Below are 17,905 nucleotides of genomic sequence, written 5' to 3'. Positions count from 1 at the left end.
CGGCAAGCACACGTGGGGATCCCCACGTGTCGTACCGTCAGACACGTGGGGACCCTCGATGGTTGCGCTACGTTTTCGCTTTCAACAGACCCCGTGCGTACGCCGCCTGACCCGCGTGCTGGAGGTCGTCCGCGATCACCGACACAAGGCGTACGCCGAGGGTCACCGGCGGGTCCCAGCGGGTGTCGACGACCCGGTCCAGGTCGGCGTTCGTCACCGTGCCGACCAGGGTGAGGGTCCGGGCGTGCACGGCGTCGTGGTAGCCGAGGAGCAGGTCTCCCGGGGCGCGGACCTTCCCCACCTGGGCGCTCGTCTGGCCGTAGCCGGTGGCGCGTTCGGGGAAGGGCAGGGCGAAGCGGGCGGCCCAGCCGTCCGAGATCCACAGCTGCTCGGTGTCGAAGGCGTCCGCGAGATGGTCGTCCTGGATGCGGGTGAGGTGCCAGACGAGCCAGGCGACGGAGTTGGCGTCCGGGGTGACGCGGGCGGCGAGGTCCTCGTCGGTGAGGCCCTCGACGGCCTCGTGGACGACCTCCCGGATCCGGCCGAACGAGTCGACCAGCAGGGCGGCGCTGTTCATGGGGGCTCCTCTCGACGTACCTCTCGACGGGCCTCTCGGCCCGGGCCCCCCGGCTGCAGGCGGCTACGAGGCCCGTTCCTCCCGCCACCGCTCCACCGTCGCCTCGACGTCGAAGGGGGTCAGGTTCAGGGGCGGACCGGCCGGCGGGCGGCGGAGGGCCTCGGCGATCTTGGTGTTGATCTCGCCGAGGATGCGCCGGACCTGGCGCTCCGAGACGGCGGCGGCCACCGCCTCCACCGCGTCCTCGGCCTCCTTGCGCAGGGCGAGCGAGGGCGGCAGGACGGACGCGCCCTCGCGGTGCATCTTGCCCTTGATCCACCACAGTTCGTCGTAGGGGGCCGAGTCGTCGGGGAGGGGCTTGCCGAAGCCCGACAGGCTCCGGAACTCGCCGCGCTCCGCGGCCTCGCGGATCTGCTTGTCCACGAATGACTCGAAGTCGATGCCGGGCGGTTTCCGTTCGGTCATGTGTCCAGCCTACGTAATCAAGGCGGTACGGGTGTGGTTTTCGCGGGCTACTGCGGCACGCGATCTTCCGGCACGCTGTGGTCCGTTCAACGCGCGTCGACCCTTGTCCCCCTTACCCCCACCCCCCCTCACCGGAGGACGCATGCGTGCACGGATCACCCCCCTCGGCACCCTCCTCGCGCTCGTCGCGGGCCTGCTCACCGCGCTCGTCACGGCCGGCCCCGCCCAGGCGGCCCCGGTCTTCAAGGCGCCGTACCCGTGCGGCCAGACCTGGACCTACAGCCACCACTCGGCCGAGGTCCGCCAGGCGCTCGACTTCATCCGCTCCGACGGCGGCACGACGGCCGGCACCCCGGTCCTGGCCTCCGCGTCCGGCACCGCCCACCGCTACTCCCAGCCGACCGGCGCGGGCAACTACATCGTGATCGACCACGGCAGCGGCTGGAAGACGTACTACTTCCACCTGAGCGCCTACTCCGTCGCCGACGGCGCCCAGGTCGCCCAGGGGCAGCAGATCGGCATCACCGGCACCACCGGCAACAGCTCCGGCGCCCACATCCACTACGAGCAGCTCTACAACGGTGTCGGCCAGCCCATCGTGATCAACGGCGCCTCCCTCGCGCCCTACCCCGGCTCCTACGGCTCGAAGTCCCTGACCAGCGACAACGGCTGCTCGGGCGGCGGGAGCGGGAAGTACTGGGTCGACACCTTCGCCAACGCCACCGGCTATGCCCAGGCGAACACCGCCTCCCCCCAGGGCGTGCTGAACGCCGGCACGAACTACGTGTACTGCAAGGTCTGGGGCGCCGAGGTCCGCGACGGCTCCGGCAGCTACAACCACTGGTGGCTCAGGACCGACCTCGACACCGTCTACGCCGGGAAGAACGGGTCCGGGGCGTACGTCTCCGCCTACTACCTGTCCCGCTGGGGCAACGACGAGGCCCGCGACAACAACGGGACCGTCATCCCCACCTGCTGATCCCGCCGGGGCGGCCCCGCCCGGAAAGCAGGAGCCCGCTCGGAAGGGCAGGAGCCCCGCCCGGGAAAAGGCAGGAGCCCCGCTCGTGCCCGGAGGCACGGAGCGGGGCTCCTTGGGTACTGCTCTAGTCGTGCGTGTTCGCCGACCCAGGCACCTTAGGCCGGGGAGACGTTCTCCGCCTGCGGGCCCTTCGGGCCCTGCGTGACGTCGAAGGTCACGAGCTGGTTCTCCTCGAGCGAACGGAAGCCGTTCGCGTTGATCGCGGAGTAGTGGACGAAGACATCCGGGCCGCCGCCGTCCTGGGCGATGAAGCCGAAGCCCTTTTCAGCGTTGAACCACTTCACGGTTCCGGTAGCCATGAGCCCTCCTATGGGCCAAAGGGTCGCCCTGCTCCAGAACCTGCAAACAAGTCTGAAAACTACAAAAGCCTGCGGGTCACATGCTCCGCAGGCTCTGTACTGCAAGGGAAACCAAACTGCAACTTGCGTTGAGCGTAGCACGCAGGACGCTCGCGGCGGTAGAGGGAAAGATCACGTCACCCGCATGTTTGATCTTCTCCCCCGCGCTGACGCGCGTGCCCCCGGCGAGGCCCCGCCGACACCCCCGCGACGGCGCGCCCGCGCCCCGGCGATGCCCACGCCGTGAGACGGGTCTAGCCTCACGATGTGGACAATGCAACCGATGACCACCAGCGCAGCCGGCCTCGCGTCGGACACATCCAGTTCCTGAACTGCCTGCCCCTCTACTGGGGGCTCGCACGGACCGGAACGCTCCTCGATCTCGAGCTCACGAAGGACACCCCGGAGAAGCTCAGCGAGCGGCTCGTCCGGGGCGATCTCGACATCGGCCCCATCACCCTCGTCGAGTACCTCCGCAACGCGTCGGACCTCGTCGCGCTCCCGGACATCGCCGTCGGCTGCGACGGCCCCGTCATGTCCTGCGTGATCGTCTCCCAGCGGCCCCTGGAGGAGCTGGACGGCGCGCGCGTGGCGCTCGGCTCCACCTCCCGCACGTCCGTGCGCCTCGCTCAGCTGCTGCTTTCCGAGCGGTTCGGGGTGGCGCCCGACTACTACACCTGCCCGCCGGACCTCGGCCTGATGATGCAGGAGGCGGAGGCGGCCGTCCTCATCGGCGACGCCGCGCTCCGGGCCTCGCTGCACGACGCGCCCCGGCTCGGCCTCCAGGTGCACGACCTCGGGCAGATGTGGAAGGACTGGACGGGCCTCCCCTTCGTCTTCGCCGTGTGGGCCGCCCGCAAGGACTTCCTCGCGCGGGAGCCGGAGATCGTCCACGAGGTGCACCAGGCGTTCCTGGCCTCGCGGGACCTCTCCCTCGAAGAGGTCGCCAAGGTCGCCGAGCAGGCGGCCCGCTGGGAGACCTTCGACGCCGAACTCCTGGAGCGGTACTTCCGTACCCTCGACTTCCGCTTCGGGCCCGAGCAGCTCGCCGGCGTCCGCGAGTTCGCCCGCAGGACCGGCGCCACGACCGGCTACCCGGCCGACGTCGCCGTCGAGCTGCTGCCGCCCGAGCCCCGATAGCCGTCCCGGCGCCGCGGGCGCCCGGAATTGCACGCGAAAGTAATACCGGTACGCCCCCGGCGCCCCGGCCGTGCCTTTCCGGCCGCCCGCGGAATGGCACGCCCCGCGCCCCGGCGCCGGAGCCCGGGCATTCCGCCGCTCCGGCCCCGGCGCCGATGTCATGGAATGCCCCCCGCTCCGGCCCGGCGGCGGTGTCGCGGAATGCCGGGCTCCCGTCCCGGGGTATTCGCCCGGCCCCGGCAATTCACCGGCTATTCGCCCCCCGCTCGGAATGGGCGCGCCGCCGGCCGGAGCCCCCGGGCCGCTCACCGGACACCCTGCGGAAGCGGCGGGGACCGCTGGCGTAGGCTGGTTCGGTCGATCAGAACCCCTCCGAAAGGGACGCACCCGGTGACCGAGAAGGCCGAACTCCAGTCCGTTCTCGACCGCGCCGCCGCGGGTGGCCGGATCACCCCCGAGGAGGCGCTCGACCTGTACCGCTCGGCGCCCCTGCACGCGCTGGGCGCCGCCGCCGACGCGGTGCGCCGCCGCCGGTACGCGGGGACCGAGCACATCGCGACGTACATCATCGAGCGGAACATCAACTACACGAACGTCTGCGTGACGGCGTGCAAGTTCTGCGCCTTCTACGCCGCGCCGAAGGACACCAAGAAGGGCTGGAGCCGCGACCTCGACGACATCCTGCGCCGCTGCGCGGAGACCGTGGAGCTCGGCGGCACCCAGATCATGTTCCAGGGCGGCCACCACCCGGACTACGGCGTCGAGTACTACGAGAAGCACTTCGCCGCCATCAAGAAGGACTTCCCGCAGCTGGTCATCCACTCCCTCGGCGCGTCCGAGGTCGAGCACATGGCCCGCATCTCCGGCGTCTCCGTCGAGGAGGCGATCACCCGCATCCACGCGGCCGGCCTCGACTCCTTCGCCGGCGCCGGCGCCGAGCTGCTCCCCGAGCGGCCGCGCAAGGCGATCGCCCCGCTCAAGGAGAGCGGCGAGCGCTGGCTGGAGATCATGGAGATCGCCCACAAGCTGGGCGTCGAGTCCACCTCCACCATGCTGATGGGCACCGGCGAGACCAACGCCGAGCGGATCGAGCACCTTCGCATGATCCGTGACGTGCAGGACCGGACGGGCGGCTTCCGGGCCTTCATCCCGTACACGTACCAGCCCGAGAACAACCACCTCAAGGGCCGCACGCAGGCCACGCTCTTCGAGTACCTGCGCATGATCGCGATCGCCCGGCTCTTCCTCGACAACGTCGCCCACATCCAGGGCTCGTGGCTCACCACGGGCAAGGAGATCGGCCAGCTCACCCTGCACTACGGCGCGGACGACCTCGGCTCGATCATGCTGGAGGAGAACGTCGTCTCCTCGGCGGGCGCCAAGCACCGCTCCAACCTGCGCGAGATGATCGACATGATCCGCACGGCGGACCGCGTCCCGGCCCAGCGCACCACCACGTACGAGCACATCGTCGTCCACGACGACCCGGCGAACGACCCGGTCGACGAGCGCGTCGCCTCCCACATCTCCTCCACGGCGATCGAGGGCGGCACGGCCCACCCCGAGCTGAAGCTCCTCGACGCCAACTGACGCGCGTGCTCACCCTCCACGTCGCCGAGGCGACCCCCGAGACGGCCGTCCTGGTCGACGGCGACCACATCGCCGCCGTCGGCCCGTACGACGACCTCGTCGCCGTACGGCCCGAGGCCCGGGTGCGCCGCTGGCCCGGCATCCTCACGCCCGGAATCCTCAACCCGTTCGCGCCCGAGCTGCTCGAAGGCATGTACCACCCGGACCCCCGGGAGGCCGAGGGGTTCGGCACCGAGCCGATCCCCGGCGAGCGGGCGCAGCGGATCTTCCGGATGGACCCCTCCCGCCGCGGCGCCTCCGCGCGCCGCGGTGTGCAGCGGCTCCTCGCCCACGGCACGGTCGCCGTCGCCGGTGAACTCCGCGACCGGGCCGCCGTCGACGCCGTGCGCCGCGCCGGCCTCGCCGTCGGCCGCCGCCCGGACAAGCTCCCCGGCCGGCCGTCCTTCTCTCCGGCGCCCCTGATCCTGCTGCCCGGCCTGATCCCGGGAGCCCCCGCCCGCTTCGCCGTCTTCGACGTCCCGGACCGGGCCTCCCTGGTCCGCCTCGGCCCCTCGACCTGCGTCGCCACCGTGATCGCCGGCCGTCTGGTGTTCCGCCGGCGGTAGCCTCCGGGGCCGAAAGGCCGAAGCGGTACGAGGGAGGATTCGGGCGGCTGCCACAATGGGCCGGGTGACGCGAGCATCCCTGGACAAGCAGCCGCACGAAGTCGCCACGATGTTCGACGACGTGGCGGCGAACTACGACCTCACGAACGACGTGCTCTCCCTCGGGCAGGATCGCCGCTGGCGCAAGGAGGTCGCGAAGGCGGTCGACGCGCGCCCGGCGCAGAAGATCCTGGACCTGGCGGCCGGCACGGCGACCTCCTCGCAGCCCTTCGCCCGCGCGGGCGCGTACGTCGTGCCGTGCGACTTCTCGCTCGGGATGCTCCGGGTCGGCAAGAAGAACCACCCGTGGATGCCGTTCACGGCGGGCGACGGCACGAAGCTGCCCTTCCGCGACGACGTGTTCGACGCGGTGACGATCTCCTTCGGGCTGCGGAACATCCAGGACACCGACCAGGCGCTGCGCGAGCTGTACCGGGTGACGAAGCCCGGCGGCCGGGTCGTCATCAGCGAGTTCTCGCACGCCACGTGGGCGCCGTTCCGCACGGTCTACGAGGAGTACCTGATGCGCGCGCTGCCGCCGGTGGCCCGTGCCGTCTCGTCGAACCCGGACGCGTACGTGTACCTGGCCGAGTCCATCCGTTCCTGGCCGGACCAGCCGACCCTGGCGGGCATGCTCCAGAAGGCCGGCTGGTCCAAGGTGGCCTGGCGGAACCTGACCGGCGGCATCGTCGCGCTCCACCGGGGCTTCAAGGCCGTCTGACCGGTCGGCGGTTACTTCGCGGCGGTTACTTGGCGTACATGCCGTAGCCGCCGACTCCGGCGTACACCGAGTCCGCCACCCTCCGGTGCACGTACGCGCCGTTCAGCCGGTCCGTCGGCGGGGTGTTCACGACCGGGCCCGTCGGCAGCCGCGTCACCAGGGTCGTGGAGCCGCCGCCGTCCAGGTTGATGGCGTCGATGATCCGGAGGTCGAGCGCGGGGTCGTGCAGGAGGGTGGCGAAGTCCCGCAGGTAGGCGCCGTCCTCGTTGGTCTCGGTGTACGCGCCGGTCGGGTCGGTCTCGCCGCTGAGGGTGACGAGCACCGTGCGGCCATAGACGTTGGTGCCGAGCGCCGTGCGCGAGTCGATGCAGATCGGATCCGTGCCGTTCTTGCCGATCCTCGGCTCGCTGCACGTGTTGGGCAGCTCCTTGGGGATCGATCCGTCGTGGAGCAGCTGGTGGAAGGAGCTGACGACGTCGACCGAGTCGTCCAGCGGGATGTCGCGGGCCAGGGTGACGTCGCGGAGCTTCTGGTCGATCGTCACCCGGTCGTCGACGGCGAGCCGGTCGCGGAGCCACTGGGCCCCGGTGCCGATGCCCTGGATGACGCGGCCGCCCGCCGGGACCGTGGTTCCGCCGCGGCCCTCGCGGACCTTGGTGACGACGCCGTGCGCGTCGACGACGACCTCGAAGCCGGGGTCGGCGGTGGCGGCGATGTTCGGGTCGGTTCCGGGCCTGGGCACGGGAAGGCCGTAGTCGTCGGTGAACACGACGATCTCGTCGGGGTCGGTGTAGACGTTCGGCTTCGTGCTCACCAGCGTGTCCTCGTCGTCACGCGCGCAGTGCGGGGGCCGGCCCGGGGTCCGGTTGAAGTCGTCGACGCGCACGTCCTCGCCGGAGGGCCCGATCAGCTTCAGGTCGGTGAGGAGCTTGGTGATGTACGGGGTGCCGTACTGGATCACCGCACCGGTACTGCCCTTCCCGCCGTTCCAGCAGCTGGAGCTGTGCAGGACGCCGTCGGTGGCCGAGACGCTGGAGTGCGCCGCGGTGTCCGCGACGCCGGCCCCGGCGGGTTCCGGCTGGAAGAGGCCGCCGTTGACGCCCGCGTACGGGCGGCGGGCCGGGGTGGTGGAGACCTGGGTGAGCTGGTCGATCACCTTCTCGGCCGATCCGCCGCTCGTTCCGATGGTGGTCTCCAGGGTGAGCGCCCCGGCGGTGGGGTCGATCTCGACGATCTGGAGGATCCGGGGCTTGGCGCGGTTCTCGGGGCTCGTTCCGTCCGCGAGGACCTTCTCGTGCCAGGTGGTGCGGGTGACGCCGGCGGTGAGGGTGACCACCGTGGCGTCCTTCGTCCAGTGGGTGGGGGGAGCGGGCGCCGGTTCGTCGGCGCGCGCGGCGGGGGAGGTGAGGGTGAGGGCGGCGCCGAGCGCGGCGGCGACGGCCACCCAGGGGCGGAGGCGGTTCCCGGTCACTGGCATTCCGCCGTTCCGTCGACGAGCTCGTGGGAGCGGATGGAGGTGGCGAACGGCGCCGGGACGGTGGTGCTGTCGCCGCGCAGGACGACGTACGCGCCGTACTTCCGGGAGTCGACCGGGTCGGTCCAGCCGCCGGTGAACGTCGGCTCGGGGTAGAAGCAGACGTGCTTCTGCGTGCGGTTCCAGACGGACTTGGGCATGGCGCCGGTGCCGTAGCCGTTCCCGTAGTTCCGGGTGGCCGGGTCGGTCTTCGGGAGGTGGACGGTCATCGCGCCGCGGCCGTTGGGCTCGGTGAAGGTGCAGACCCGGTTGTCGGGGCAGCGCTCGTAGCCGGTGAAGCAGCGGGCGCGGGTCGGGACCAGCTTGTGGGAGCGGACGGCGCCGGCCGCGTACGCGTCCGGGTTGGTCGGCTTGACGGTCTGCAGGACGCCGCCGTACGCGGGGTCGCCGTAGACGCAGGCCCAGAGGGCGGTGTTGTTCTTCGCCGACAGGGTCCTGCCGTCCCAGGCCGGGTCGTAACTCTCCAGGTTCTGCCGGTCGGTGAAGTCCCGCCGCTCGCCGGTCCCGTCGGCTCCGGAGTAGAGGCAGAGGGTGGCGGCCGGGCAGTCGGCGAAGGGGGTGGGCTCGGCGTTCGCGGGGAGCACGTGGAACAGCGAGCAGAGGAGGGCGAGGGCGGCTGTGATCAGCGCGCCGCGCCGTAGGTCGATGCGGAAGTCGGTCACGGACGATCATCGTGCCGTCACCCAGGGCGAAAGGGAACGCGTGTTCACCCTGGGGGGAAGCGTAGGGCCGACCCTCCGTTTCCGCCGCGTCCGCCCGCCATAGACTGCGATACGTCCTCATCGCCGAATCTTCGGGAGACCCCGCCGTGACCGAGCAGCCCCTCTCCGAGCACACCGCAGATGTGATCGTCGTCGGGGCGGGCCCGGCCGGCTCCACCACCGCGTACTACCTGGCCAAGGCGGGACTCGACGTCCTGCTCCTGGAGAAGACCGCGTTCCCCCGCGAGAAGGTCTGCGGCGACGGCCTCACCCCCCGTGCCACCAAGCAGCTCGTCTCCATGGGCATCGACATCTCCGAAGAGGCCGGCTGGCTGCGGAACAAGGGCCTGCGGATCATCGGCGGCGGCATGCGCCTGGAGCTCGACTGGCCGGACCTCGCCTCGTACCCGGACTACGGACTCGTCCGCAAGCGCGACGACTTCGACGAGCAGCTCGCCCGCCAGGCGCAGAAGGCCGGCGCGCGGCTGTACGAGCGCTGCAACGTCGGCGCCCCGATCATCGACGACCGCACGGGCCGGATCACCGGCGTCCACGCCAAGCTCGGCGAGGACAAGCGCGAGGTCACCTTCCACGCCCCGCTCGTCGTCGCCGCCGACGGCAACTCCACCCGGCTCTCCCTCGCCATGGGCCTGCACCGGCGCGAGGACCGCCCGATGGGCGTGGCGGTGCGGACGTACTTCACCAGCCCCCGCCACGACGACGACTACCTGGAGTCCTGGCTGGAGCTGTGGGACCGGCGCGGCGCGCAGGACCGGCTCCTGCCCGGCTACGGCTGGATCTTCGGCATGGGCGACGGCACCTGCAACGTCGGCCTCGGCATCCTCAACTCCTCCTCCGCCTTCAAGGAGCTGGACTGGCGCGAGGTCCTCAAGGCGTGGTGCGCCTCCATGCCGGAGGACTGGGGCTACACCCCGGAGAACATGACGACGCCCATCCGCGGCGCCGCGCTGCCCATGGCCTTCAACCGCCAGCCGCACTACACCAAGGGCCTGCTGCTCGTCGGCGACGCGGGCGGCCTGGTCAACCCGTTCAACGGCGAGGGCATCGCGTACGCCATGGAGTCGGGCCAGATCGCGGCCGACGTCATCGTCCAGGCGCACGCCCGCGCGACCCCCGCCCAGCGCGAACTGGCCCTGCGGAACTACCCGCAGATCCTCAAGGACACCTACGGCGGCTACTACACGCTCGGCCGCGCCTTCGTGAAGCTCATCGGCAACCCGAAGATCATGAAGGTCGCGACCCAGCACGGCCTCTCCCACCCGCTGCTGATGAAGTTCACGCTCAAGATGCTCGCGAACCTCACGGACCCGACGGGCGGCGACGCCATGGACCGCATCATCAACGGCCTGTCGAAGGTCGCGCCGAAGGCATGAGCCGGGGCGCGGTCAGCCGTTCCGCGCCGCCGCCAGCCTGATCCGGGCGTCGAGTTCCGACTTCGCCCGGGTCAGGGCCTCGGCGTGCCGGTCGACGGCCCGCTCCTGGTGGCCGACCTCGGCGGCGTACCAGATGCCGACGAGGTTGCTCCGCTTCTTGCAGGCCACGTCCTGCTCGGCGGCGGCGATCGCCTTCGGCCCGCCGAGCGTGTCCGCGGAGAGCCCGAGGTCCTGCTGGGGGCTGACCGGGTCGTCGCTCCGGTAGCCCTTCTCCGCCATGCAGCGCGACCACTGTCCGACGGCCCGCACGACATCCGGGTCCTGCCGGGCCCGCGAGAACGCCTCGGTCTCCAGCTGGAAGACGAACAGGGCGTCGACCGCGCCCTCCCGCGGCGCGTACATCCGCAGGAAGCCCTCGCGGCCGCAGCCGCCGACGGGCACCTTCCGCCCGTTGACCCGCCGACCGCTGTCGGTCCGCTCCGACTCCGCCAGGCTCATCGGGATCGGGCCCTTGAGCGGCGGTCCGCCCAGGACCAGTTCGCCCGTGGGGCCGAGGTCGTCCTCCGGCGCCTTCCCCGGCGGCACCGCCCCGCCGCGCGGCGCGTAGCCGTACCGGGACGCGGTCGCCGCGTCGGTGAGCCCGTAGCGGGAGGCGGTGCCGGACCGGGCCGGCCTCGGCTGCTCCGGCGGCCGGTAGGCGAGGCCGAAGCGCCGCATGCAGTCGGCGGTCAGCAGCGCCTGCGCCTTCTCGATGCCGCGGCTCTCCTCGTCCGTCGGTTTGTAGCCGTCCAGGGGGTACGTCAGCCGGGCCGCGTCCGTCACCTCGGGCGGTGGGGCGGGAGCGGACGGGCCGCCGGTGCCGGAGGCGCAGGCGGTGAGGAGCGCCGCGCCCAGCAGGAGGGCGGCGGCGGAGTGCGGGGCGCGGGGGCGCATGGGGCTGCTCCGGTGGGGCGGGCGAACGAGGGGCGGGTCAGCGGGCCTTGTAGTGGTACGCCGAGGAGACCTGGTTCTTGAACGTCGCGGAGGCGTTGCCGTAGTAGTTCGCCGGGAGGCTGCCCTCGACGCCTCCGGCGAACGAGCCGGTGTAGACGTACCAGACGACCCGGTCGCGGTTGAAGTACGAGGCGGCGTTGTTGTCCACGATCTGGCCCTGGCCGGAGCCGTAGCCGGGGAAGCGGTCGTCGGCGAGGTTCGAGTCCGCCAGGTACAGGTCGAGGACCGAGCCCATCAGCGACGAGTTGTAGTACAGGCCGAACTCGCGGAGTTCCAGCTCGCCGTCCTTGGTCGAGGCCGCGGCGGTGCCGCCGCCGGCCAGGACGCCCGCGCCGAGGGCGGTGAGGGCGACCACGGTGCTGAGGGCGCGTCGGACGACCGTGCTCTGCATGGCGTGGGCCTTTCGGGGCGAGGGGAGAGGGACGGGACGGAGCCGTGTGACACCAGGGGGCCATGCGGCGCCGATTGAGAAGTACACGTCATGAATGAGCATCGGTCTACGACTCTTTGGGCCAGAGAAGGCACGGTTTACGCCCCGCAACTGGCGCGATTTCACTGTCTGTTGATGCGGTTACCGGACGATCGCACGCATGGCTAGGGTCACGGGAAGCCCCCGGAAGGACTGCACCGATGAGACGTCTGGCCGCCCCCCTGCTCCTCGCCGCCTTGGCGCTCGCCGGGTGCACGGACGGCGCCCCCGAGGCCGCCGGCCCGCCCCCCTCCGCCCCGGGGGAGTCCCCGGCCGACGCCGCGCTGTACGACTGCCTCGCCCGGCAGGGTCTGAAGCTCCAGGTCAGAGACGGAAACAGACGGGTCGACAAGGACGCCAACAGCCGCCAGGCCATGGACGCCGCCCAGGCCGTCTGCGGCACCCCGGCCACCGCCGCCACCGTCGACCCGGCCACCCTCGCCCGGGACCGCCGGACCTCCGCGTGCGTACGCCGCAACGGCATGACCGCCTACCCCGACCCCGACCCGACCACCGGCCTCCTGCCCGAGAACGACGAGCTCAAGTACGACCCCCGGCTCCCCGAACTCCTCCGCAGGTGCGCCCCGGCACCCGAGGACACCCGAGGCGGGACGGTCGTCGGTGGCTGAGCCCTCCGTACGCGACACCGCCCCCGGACCGCGCACACCACGGGACACCCGCCGGGGCGCGCGGGCACCCGTCGAGGCCGGGACGGCGACCGGTACCGGGACCGGGACAGAATCCGGGACGGCGACCGAGGCCGGGTCCGGCTTCGATCGCGGCCCTCGGGCCTCCCGCGGTGCCGTCGGTGTCGCCGCACTGGTCGTCGGCGCCGTGCTGCTCACCGCCTCCGGTGTCGTCGCCGGATCGCTGATCACCTCGCCGGCGCAGCTTGCCGCGGACGCCGGGCCGCCGCCGCCCGACGTGCTCACCGCTCGGGTCGAGCGGCGGGTGCTGCGCGAGACCGTCGTCCTGCGCGGGACCGTCGTCGCCGGGCAGACCGTCCGCGTCGCGCCCCTCGCCGCCGGTGGCGAGGGCGGGGTGCCCGTCGTGACGAAGGTGCCGGTCGCCGCCGGGGAGGCGGTCCGGCCCGGGCAGGTCGTCCTGGAGGTGTCGGGCCGCCCGGTCGTCGTCCTGAAAGGGCGGCTGCCGGTCTACCGCGACCTGCGGCCGGGGGCGACCGGCGACGACGTCGCCCAGCTCCAGGACGCGCTGGCCTCCCTCGGGCACGGCCGCGGCGACGACCCGAGGGGCACCTTCGGCGCCGGGACCAAGCGGGCGGTGGCGGAGTTCTACTCCTCCGCCGGGTACGACCCCCGCCCCGCCGTGGCCGACGACGGGGCCGCCGTCGACGGCGCCAGGAGGGCGGTGACCGGTGCCGAACGGGCTGCCGAGGACACCCGGGACGCGCTGCTCGACACCGCGGACGCCACCCAGGTGAAGGCCCTCCGCAAGGCGCGCGACCGGGCAGCGGCCGACCTGGCCGACGCCCTGACCGTCCTGGCCGCGGCGAAGGCGGCCGCCGGGCCCATGGTCCCGGCCGCGGAGATCGTCTTCGTCGAGCGCTTCCCCGCCCGGGTCGCCTCCGTCGACGCCGCACCCGGATCCCCGGTGACGGGCCCCCTGATGACCCTGTCCTCAGGGCGGCTCGTGGTCCAGGGCTACCTCCAGGACCACCAGAAGGGCATGGTCCGGCCCGGCCGGAAGGTGCGGATCCTGGACGAGGAGACCGGCGCCGAACTCACCGCCGAGGTGGCCGCCGTGGCCGGCACGGCCACCCGGCAGCGGAACGGGCGGCCGAGGGACGGCGGCACCGGGACCGAGGGCGGCGAGGGCGACGGGCCGACCGCCGACGGCCCCGTCGGCTTCCTCCTCACCGCCGTGCCCGACCGGGAGATCCCGGCCGGCCTCGCCGGGAAGGAGGTGCGGCTGACCGTCGAGGCCGCCTCCACCGACGGCGCGGCGCTCGTCGTGCCCGTGACCGCCGTCTCCGCCGGCGCGGACGGCCGGACGCTCGTCACCACCGTCCGCGCCGACGGACGGCAGGACCGTGTCGAGGTGCGGACCGGCACCCTCGGCGACGGCTACGTGGAGGTCGTCCCGCTCGCCGCCGGCCGCCTCGCGGAAGGCGAGGCCGTGGTCACCGGGGTGGCCGCGGCGACCGGGGTGAGCGGCGTGAGCGGGGCGCCGGGGTCGCCCGGCGGCGGGCCCGGCGCGGGAGAGACGCCGTGACCCGGTTCGTAAGGGCCTGGGACCGGAGGCGGGCACGGGAGCCGGAGCGCGTACGGGAGCCGGAGCGGGCACGGGAGACGGAGCGTGTACGGGAGACGGGGCCGCCGCCGGAGCGCCGGGCCCCCCGGCCCGGCCCCGCCGCCGGAGCCCCCGTCATCGAGTTCCGCGGGGTCGGTCTCACCTACCCGGGGCCGCCGCCCGTCGAGGCCCTGCGGCCCTGCGAACTCGTCGTCCGCCAGGGCGAGTTCCTCGCCGTCGTCGGCCCGTCCGGGTCCGGGAAGTCCACCTTCCTGAACGTCGTGGGGCTCCTCGACGCCCCCACCGAGGGCACCTACCTCCTCGACGGCATCGACACCGCCGCCCTGCGCGACGGCGACCGCACGGCCCTGCGCGGCCGCCGCATCGGCTTCGTCTTCCAGGCGTTCCACCTGCTGCCGCACCGCAGCGCCACGGAGAACGTCATGCTCGCGATGGTGTACGCGGCCGTGCCCCGCGCCGAGCGCCGCGCCCGGGCCCGGGACGTCCTGGACCGGGTCGGGCTCGCCCACCGGGCCGACGCCCTCCCGGCGCGGCTCTCCGGCGGGGAGCGCCAGCGGGTCGCCATCGCCCGGGCGCTCGCGGCCCGCCCGTCGCTGCTGCTCTGCGACGAGCCGACGGGCAACCTCGACTCCGGGAACGCGGAGACGGTGCTCGCCCTCCTCGGCGCACTCCACGCCTCCGGCATGACCGTCGTCGTCATCACCCACGACCACGAGGTCGCCGCCCGCGCCCAGCGCACGGTGGCGATCCGCGACGGCGTCCTGACCGAACAGCCCCGACCGGAACGGGAACGGACCCTTTGATGAAGCGCCGCCCCCGGGCCCCCCGCGCCGTCGAGCCCTCGCGCGTCTCCCCGCGCGACGTCCTCTCCGAAGCCGTCGCCGGCCTGGTGCAGCGCCCCGGGCGCTCGGCGCTCACCGCGCTCGGCACGGTCCTGGGCGTGGGCGCGTTCGTCGCGGTCCTCGGACTGACGGCGACGGCGTCCGCGCGGGTCGACTCCCGCTTCGACCTGCTGACCGCCACCGAGGTCACCGTCGAGGACGTCGCCCGGGAGCGGGACGAGTTCGCGGGCCCCGGCTTCCCCGCCGACGCGGACGCCCGGATCGAGCGGCTCGGCGGGGTGCGGCACGCCGGTGTCCTCTGGACGGTCCGGCTCGCTCCGGGCACCACCGTGCGCGCCGCACCGGTCGGCGGCGGCGCGGCCGGCGAACGGATCGACGTCGTCGCCGCCTCGCCCGGAGCGCTGCGCGCCGCCGTCCCCCGGGTCGCCCAGGGCCGGCTGTACGACGAGTTCGCCTCGGCGACGGCGCAGCCGGTGGCGGTGCTCGGGGCCTCGGTCGCCGCCCGGCTCGGCATCACCACCCTGCAGACGCGGCCCGCGGTGTTCATCGGGGACGAGCCGTTCGTGGTGGCCGGGATCGTCGACGACGTACGGCGGCGGCCGGACGTGCTGATGTCGGTGACGGTGCCCCGCACCACGGCCGAGCGGATCTGGGGCCCGCCGGAGAGCGGGGCGGCGCGGATGCTCGTCGCGACGGAGACCGGTGCCGCCCGGCAGATAGCGGACGAGGCGCCGGTCGCGCTCCGCCCGGACCATCCGGAGTACCTGAAGGCGGTGCCGCCGCCGGACCCGAGGACCCTGCGGGCCGGTGTGACGGGCGATCTGGACCAGCTGTTCCTGCTGCTCGCCGCGGTCTGTCTGGTGATCGGGGCGGTCGGCATCGCCAACACCACCCTGGTCGCCGTCCTGGAGCGGACCGGCGAGATCGGCCTGCGCCGCGCCCTGGGGGCGAGAGGACGGCACATCACCGCCCAATTCCTCATGGAATCGGGCGTTCTGGGCATGCTCGGCGGGCTGGTCGGCACGGCGCTGGGCGTGTCCACGGTGATCGGGGTGGCGCTGGTCCGGGACTGGACGCCGGTCGTCCATCCGGCGACCGCCGCCGCGGCTCCGGCGATCGGCCTCGCCACCGGCGTACTGGCCGGCCTCTACCCGGCCTGGCGGGCCGCCCGGATCGAACCGGCCGAGGCGCTGCGCCACTGACGACGCCGCCCGGGGTTCCGGGGGACGGCGAAGGGCCGTCCCTCCCCCGAGGAGTGACGGCCCTTCGTCGTGACGAGCGGGAGGATCAGAGGATGCGGACCGCGCCCGAGGGCATGTCCCAGTCCAGGGAGCGCTCGACCACACCGGTGGACGTGTTCTGCGCGCCGACGTACTTGCCGCCGCCGACGTAGATGGCGACGTGGTACGAGCCGCTGCGGCTGCCCCAGTAGAGGACGTCGCCCGGCTGGAGGTTGCTCAGCGAGACGGAGGTGCCCATGCTCGACTGGTCGTACGAGACGCGGGGCAGGTCGATGCCGGCCGCGCGGTACGCGGCCTGCACGAGGCCGGAGCAGTCCCAGGAGTTGGGGCCGGTGCCGCCGGTGACGTAGGCGTCGCCGACCTGGGCGCGGGCGAAGGCCACGATCGAGGCGGCGGAGCCGGTGGGGGCCTGCGTCTCGCTGTTGTCGCTCGTCGACGAGCCGGTGGAGGAGCCGCTCGTGGACGTGGTGGAGAGCTGGGTGCGGGCGCTGTCGCGGGAGGCGCGGGCGGCGGCCTCCTGGCGCTCCTGCTCGGCCTTGGCGCGGGCCTTCTCGGCGCGCTCGGCCTCGGCCTTGCGGTCCGCCTCGGCCTTGGCCTTCTTGGCGTCCTTGGCGGCCTTCTGCAGAGCCTGGTTCTCCTGGGTCTCCAGGCTCTGGTCGAGGGCCTCCTGCTGCGACGCCTCGGCGGAGGCGGCGACGGCGCTCGCGAGGCCGCCGGCGGCGTCGAGCGAGCTCAGGGTGGGCATTTCGATGGTCTCGGTCACCGGCTCGGCGTTGGCCGGCCCGGCAGCACCGGCCACCGCGATGGTGCCGAGGACGCCACCGGCAACTCCGGCCCGCAGGGCGAGCTTCGAGGCGCTGCGGCGGGGCTTCCGGTGGCTGGGTATGTGAGCGGTGTGGGACATGGGAACAACCGCTATCAGGGGTTCGCGGTTCCCTTCAAGAAACGTGGGTTGCGCCACAGTTACGTTCGGAACTATTCAATCCGCTTCTTTGGCGCCCTTATTGACGCCGTAACGGGCAAATCGGGCACGGCTCATCTGGCCCTTGATCACGGGTTTTCATTGAAACGCCCGAATTGCCCGACGCTTACCACCTCTTGACGCCGATGGCCAAGCCCCGCTTTTTCGGGGCCTCGGAGGTGTGGTGCAGGTCACACTCCCGTCTCATGAACGCTCGTGAATGCGCGCACGCGTCCATCTCCGTACACCGGACCCCCCGACCGGGGGATGGCGGGTTCCTTTATCACCCGGATGCGTCCACCACCAATTTGCTTGCATCGACCAACACTTGATAGTGCGACACCCCCTCCGAGCAGCCACTTCCGGTCCGGATGTCACATCTGGTGATCACCTGGGCGCTTCGCGCGACAAGATCACCGCTCATCCGACTTCATGATCCTTCGTCAGGTGGTGGAGATCACAAAGTCCTTGCTGCACCCCGTGTCGCAGATCACAGAGGGGCGGGCATAAGATGCGGGGCAGCCGGGCTTGTGAACTGCCTCACATGGGGGCGATCTTTCCCGCCCGGTGGTGCGGTCCAACGGTCAAGGACGACTGGAAGGAGCGAGGAGCGTGAATGCGTACGCGCCCGTCCTCGTGCTCGGTGCCCTGGGTGCGGGGTTTGCGATCTTCTCCGTGGTCATGGCCACGCTTATCGGGCCAAAGCGGTACAACAGGGCAAAGCTTGAGGCGTACGAGTGCGGCATCGAACCGACGCCCACTCCCGCCGGAGGCGGTCGCTTCCCGATCAAGTACTACCTGACGGCGATGCTCTTCATCGTCTTCGACATCGAGATCGTCTTCCTCTACCCCTGGGCGGTCACCTTCGACGCCCTGGGGCTTTTCGGGCTCGTGGAGATGCTGCTCTTCGTGCTCACCGTCTTCGTCGCCTACGCCTACGTGTGGCGTCGCGGCGGCCTGGAATGGGACTGAGGGGCTGAGGGGC

19 protein-coding genes are annotated in these 17,905 nt (G+C 72.4%); 11 read left to right on the top strand and 8 right to left on the bottom strand.

The genetic code is table 11. The features are described from left to right. Positions 1–67: 67 nt before the first annotated feature. Both ACFVZH_RS11815 and ACFVZH_RS11810 read right to left on the bottom strand, forming a co-directional pair. Positions 68–577: a DUF664 domain-containing protein gene (locus tag ACFVZH_RS11815; protein WP_384895782.1), complete on the bottom strand. Its 510-nt coding sequence runs from the start codon at positions 575–577 to the stop codon at positions 68–70. 63 nt (positions 578–640) lie between these two features. Continuing rightward, positions 641–1,042: a DUF1992 domain-containing protein gene (locus ACFVZH_RS11810; RefSeq protein ID WP_384895780.1), complete on the bottom strand. Its 402-nt coding sequence runs from the start codon at positions 1,040–1,042 to the stop codon at positions 641–643. 142 nt (positions 1,043–1,184) lie between these two features. Between ACFVZH_RS11810 and ACFVZH_RS11805 the strand changes: the two genes are divergently transcribed. Further along, positions 1,185–2,021 (top strand): M23 family metallopeptidase, encoded by an 837-nt coding sequence (locus ACFVZH_RS11805; protein ID WP_384895778.1) that lies wholly within the window; start codon positions 1,185–1,187, stop codon positions 2,019–2,021. 155 nt (positions 2,022–2,176) lie between these two features. On the opposite strand, the gene ACFVZH_RS11800 is transcribed toward ACFVZH_RS11805, so the two are convergent. Beyond that, positions 2,177–2,380, bottom strand: coding sequence for a cold-shock protein (locus ACFVZH_RS11800; RefSeq protein WP_015035453.1), 204 nt, complete (start codon positions 2,378–2,380; stop codon positions 2,177–2,179). A 306-nt stretch (positions 2,381–2,686) separates the two neighbouring features. On the opposite strand from ACFVZH_RS11800, the gene ACFVZH_RS11795 reads away from it, so the two are divergent. The 4 genes from ACFVZH_RS11795 to ACFVZH_RS11780 all read left to right on the top strand — a co-directional run bounded on the left by ACFVZH_RS11795 (position 2,687) and on the right by ACFVZH_RS11780 (position 6,514). Continuing rightward, complete coding sequence (locus tag ACFVZH_RS11795) at positions 2,687–3,559, top strand: menaquinone biosynthetic enzyme MqnA/MqnD family protein (protein ID WP_384895776.1); 873 nt, start codon at positions 2,687–2,689, stop codon at positions 3,557–3,559. A 390-nt stretch (positions 3,560–3,949) separates the two neighbouring features. Beyond that, positions 3,950–5,149 carry a cyclic dehypoxanthinyl futalosine synthase gene (gene mqnC, locus ACFVZH_RS11790; protein WP_384895774.1) on the top strand — a complete coding sequence of 400 codons (1,200 nt, stop codon included), beginning with the start codon at positions 3,950–3,952 and terminating at the stop codon, positions 5,147–5,149. Between the two features lie 5 nt (positions 5,150–5,154). Further along, positions 5,155–5,754 (top strand): hypothetical protein, encoded by a 600-nt coding sequence (locus tag ACFVZH_RS11785; RefSeq protein ID WP_384895772.1) that lies wholly within the window; start codon positions 5,155–5,157, stop codon positions 5,752–5,754. 64 nt (positions 5,755–5,818) lie between these two features. Continuing rightward, complete coding sequence (locus ACFVZH_RS11780) at positions 5,819–6,514, top strand: demethylmenaquinone methyltransferase (protein WP_384895771.1); 696 nt, start codon at positions 5,819–5,821, stop codon at positions 6,512–6,514. A 25-nt stretch (positions 6,515–6,539) separates the two neighbouring features. On the opposite strand, the gene ACFVZH_RS11775 is transcribed toward ACFVZH_RS11780, so the two are convergent. Together ACFVZH_RS11775 and ACFVZH_RS11770 are read right to left on the bottom strand one after the other, a co-directional pair. Continuing rightward, positions 6,540–7,991, bottom strand: coding sequence for a phosphodiester glycosidase family protein (locus ACFVZH_RS11775; RefSeq protein WP_384895769.1), 1,452 nt, complete (start codon positions 7,989–7,991; stop codon positions 6,540–6,542). Further along, complete coding sequence (locus ACFVZH_RS11770) at positions 7,982–8,710, bottom strand: peptidase inhibitor family I36 protein (protein WP_384895767.1); 729 nt, start codon at positions 8,708–8,710, stop codon at positions 7,982–7,984. Before ACFVZH_RS11770 ends, ACFVZH_RS11775 begins: the two co-directional genes overlap by 10 nt. A gap of 146 nt (positions 8,711–8,856) precedes the next feature. On the opposite strand from ACFVZH_RS11770, the gene ACFVZH_RS11765 reads away from it, so the two are divergent. Next, the gene (locus ACFVZH_RS11765) at positions 8,857–10,143 is read left to right on the top strand and encodes a geranylgeranyl reductase family protein (protein ID WP_384895765.1); all 1,287 of its coding nucleotides are present in this window, start codon (positions 8,857–8,859) and stop codon (positions 10,141–10,143) included. Between the two features lie 12 nt (positions 10,144–10,155). On the opposite strand, the gene ACFVZH_RS11760 is transcribed toward ACFVZH_RS11765, so the two are convergent. Further along, positions 10,156–11,076, bottom strand: coding sequence for a hypothetical protein (locus ACFVZH_RS11760; protein WP_384895763.1), 921 nt, complete (start codon positions 11,074–11,076; stop codon positions 10,156–10,158). A gap of 37 nt (positions 11,077–11,113) precedes the next feature. Then, positions 11,114–11,527: a hypothetical protein gene (locus ACFVZH_RS11755; protein ID WP_384895761.1), complete on the bottom strand. Its 414-nt coding sequence runs from the start codon at positions 11,525–11,527 to the stop codon at positions 11,114–11,116. A 239-nt stretch (positions 11,528–11,766) separates the two neighbouring features. On the opposite strand from ACFVZH_RS11755, the gene ACFVZH_RS11750 reads away from it, so the two are divergent. The 4 genes from ACFVZH_RS11750 (at position 11,767) to ACFVZH_RS11735 (ending at position 15,920) form a co-directional block, all read left to right on the top strand. Next, positions 11,767–12,234, top strand: a complete 468-nt coding sequence (locus tag ACFVZH_RS11750; protein ID WP_384895760.1) for a hypothetical protein — start codon at positions 11,767–11,769, stop codon at positions 12,232–12,234. Further along, positions 12,227–13,837: a peptidoglycan-binding protein gene (locus tag ACFVZH_RS11745; RefSeq protein ID WP_384895758.1), complete on the top strand. Its 1,611-nt coding sequence runs from the start codon at positions 12,227–12,229 to the stop codon at positions 13,835–13,837. Before ACFVZH_RS11750 ends, ACFVZH_RS11745 begins: the two co-directional genes overlap by 8 nt. Positions 13,838–13,992: 155 nt before the next feature. After that, on the top strand, positions 13,993–14,679 hold the full coding sequence (locus ACFVZH_RS11740; RefSeq protein WP_384895954.1) for an ABC transporter ATP-binding protein: 687 nt from the start codon (positions 13,993–13,995) through the stop codon (positions 14,677–14,679). Beyond that, the gene (locus ACFVZH_RS11735; protein WP_384895756.1) at positions 14,679–15,920 is read left to right on the top strand and encodes an ABC transporter permease; all 1,242 of its coding nucleotides are present in this window, start codon (positions 14,679–14,681) and stop codon (positions 15,918–15,920) included. The genes ACFVZH_RS11740 and ACFVZH_RS11735 overlap by 1 nt, the downstream gene beginning before the upstream one ends. A gap of 85 nt (positions 15,921–16,005) precedes the next feature. On the opposite strand, the gene ACFVZH_RS11730 is transcribed toward ACFVZH_RS11735, so the two are convergent. Next, positions 16,006–16,863, bottom strand: coding sequence for a C40 family peptidase (locus ACFVZH_RS11730; protein WP_384895755.1), 858 nt, complete (start codon positions 16,861–16,863; stop codon positions 16,006–16,008). Between the two features lie 669 nt (positions 16,864–17,532). Between ACFVZH_RS11730 and ACFVZH_RS11725 the strand changes: the two genes are divergently transcribed. After that, the gene (locus tag ACFVZH_RS11725; RefSeq protein ID WP_019888619.1) at positions 17,533–17,892 is read left to right on the top strand and encodes an NADH-quinone oxidoreductase subunit A; all 360 of its coding nucleotides are present in this window, start codon (positions 17,533–17,535) and stop codon (positions 17,890–17,892) included. Positions 17,893–17,905: the final 13 nt, after the last annotated feature.

Source organism: Streptomyces sp. NPDC059534, from assembly GCF_042743475.1.
GTDB lineage: Bacteria > Actinomycetota > Actinomycetes > Streptomycetales > Streptomycetaceae > Streptomyces.
The sequence above is the reverse complement of the archived record's forward strand: the minus strand, read 5'-3'. Positions and strand labels throughout refer to the sequence as shown.

What these genes read in the sequence shown, in the direction of transcription:
- ACFVZH_RS11815 (WP_384895782.1), bottom strand. Translation starts at nt 577, where the DNA reads ATGAACAGCGCCGCCCTGCTGGTCGACTCGTTCGGCCGGATCCGGGAG.
- ACFVZH_RS11735 (WP_384895756.1), top strand. Translation starts at nt 14,679, where the DNA reads ATGAAGCGCCGCCCCCGGGCCCCCCGCGCCGTCGAGCCCTCGCGCGTC.
- ACFVZH_RS11730 (WP_384895755.1), bottom strand. Translation starts at nt 16,863, where the DNA reads ATGTCCCACACCGCTCACATACCCAGCCACCGGAAGCCCCGCCGCAGC.
- ACFVZH_RS11800 (WP_015035453.1), bottom strand. Translation starts at nt 2,380, where the DNA reads ATGGCTACCGGAACCGTGAAGTGGTTCAACGCTGAAAAGGGCTTCGGC.
- ACFVZH_RS11750 (WP_384895760.1), top strand. Translation starts at nt 11,767, where the DNA reads ATGAGACGTCTGGCCGCCCCCCTGCTCCTCGCCGCCTTGGCGCTCGCC.
- ACFVZH_RS11805 (WP_384895778.1), top strand. Translation starts at nt 1,185, where the DNA reads ATGCGTGCACGGATCACCCCCCTCGGCACCCTCCTCGCGCTCGTCGCG.
- ACFVZH_RS11755 (WP_384895761.1), bottom strand. Translation starts at nt 11,527, where the DNA reads ATGCAGAGCACGGTCGTCCGACGCGCCCTCAGCACCGTGGTCGCCCTC.
- ACFVZH_RS11760 (WP_384895763.1), bottom strand. Translation starts at nt 11,076, where the DNA reads ATGCGCCCCCGCGCCCCGCACTCCGCCGCCGCCCTCCTGCTGGGCGCG.
- ACFVZH_RS11775 (WP_384895769.1), bottom strand. Translation starts at nt 7,991, where the DNA reads ATGCCAGTGACCGGGAACCGCCTCCGCCCCTGGGTGGCCGTCGCCGCC.
- ACFVZH_RS11810 (WP_384895780.1), bottom strand. Translation starts at nt 1,042, where the DNA reads ATGACCGAACGGAAACCGCCCGGCATCGACTTCGAGTCATTCGTGGAC.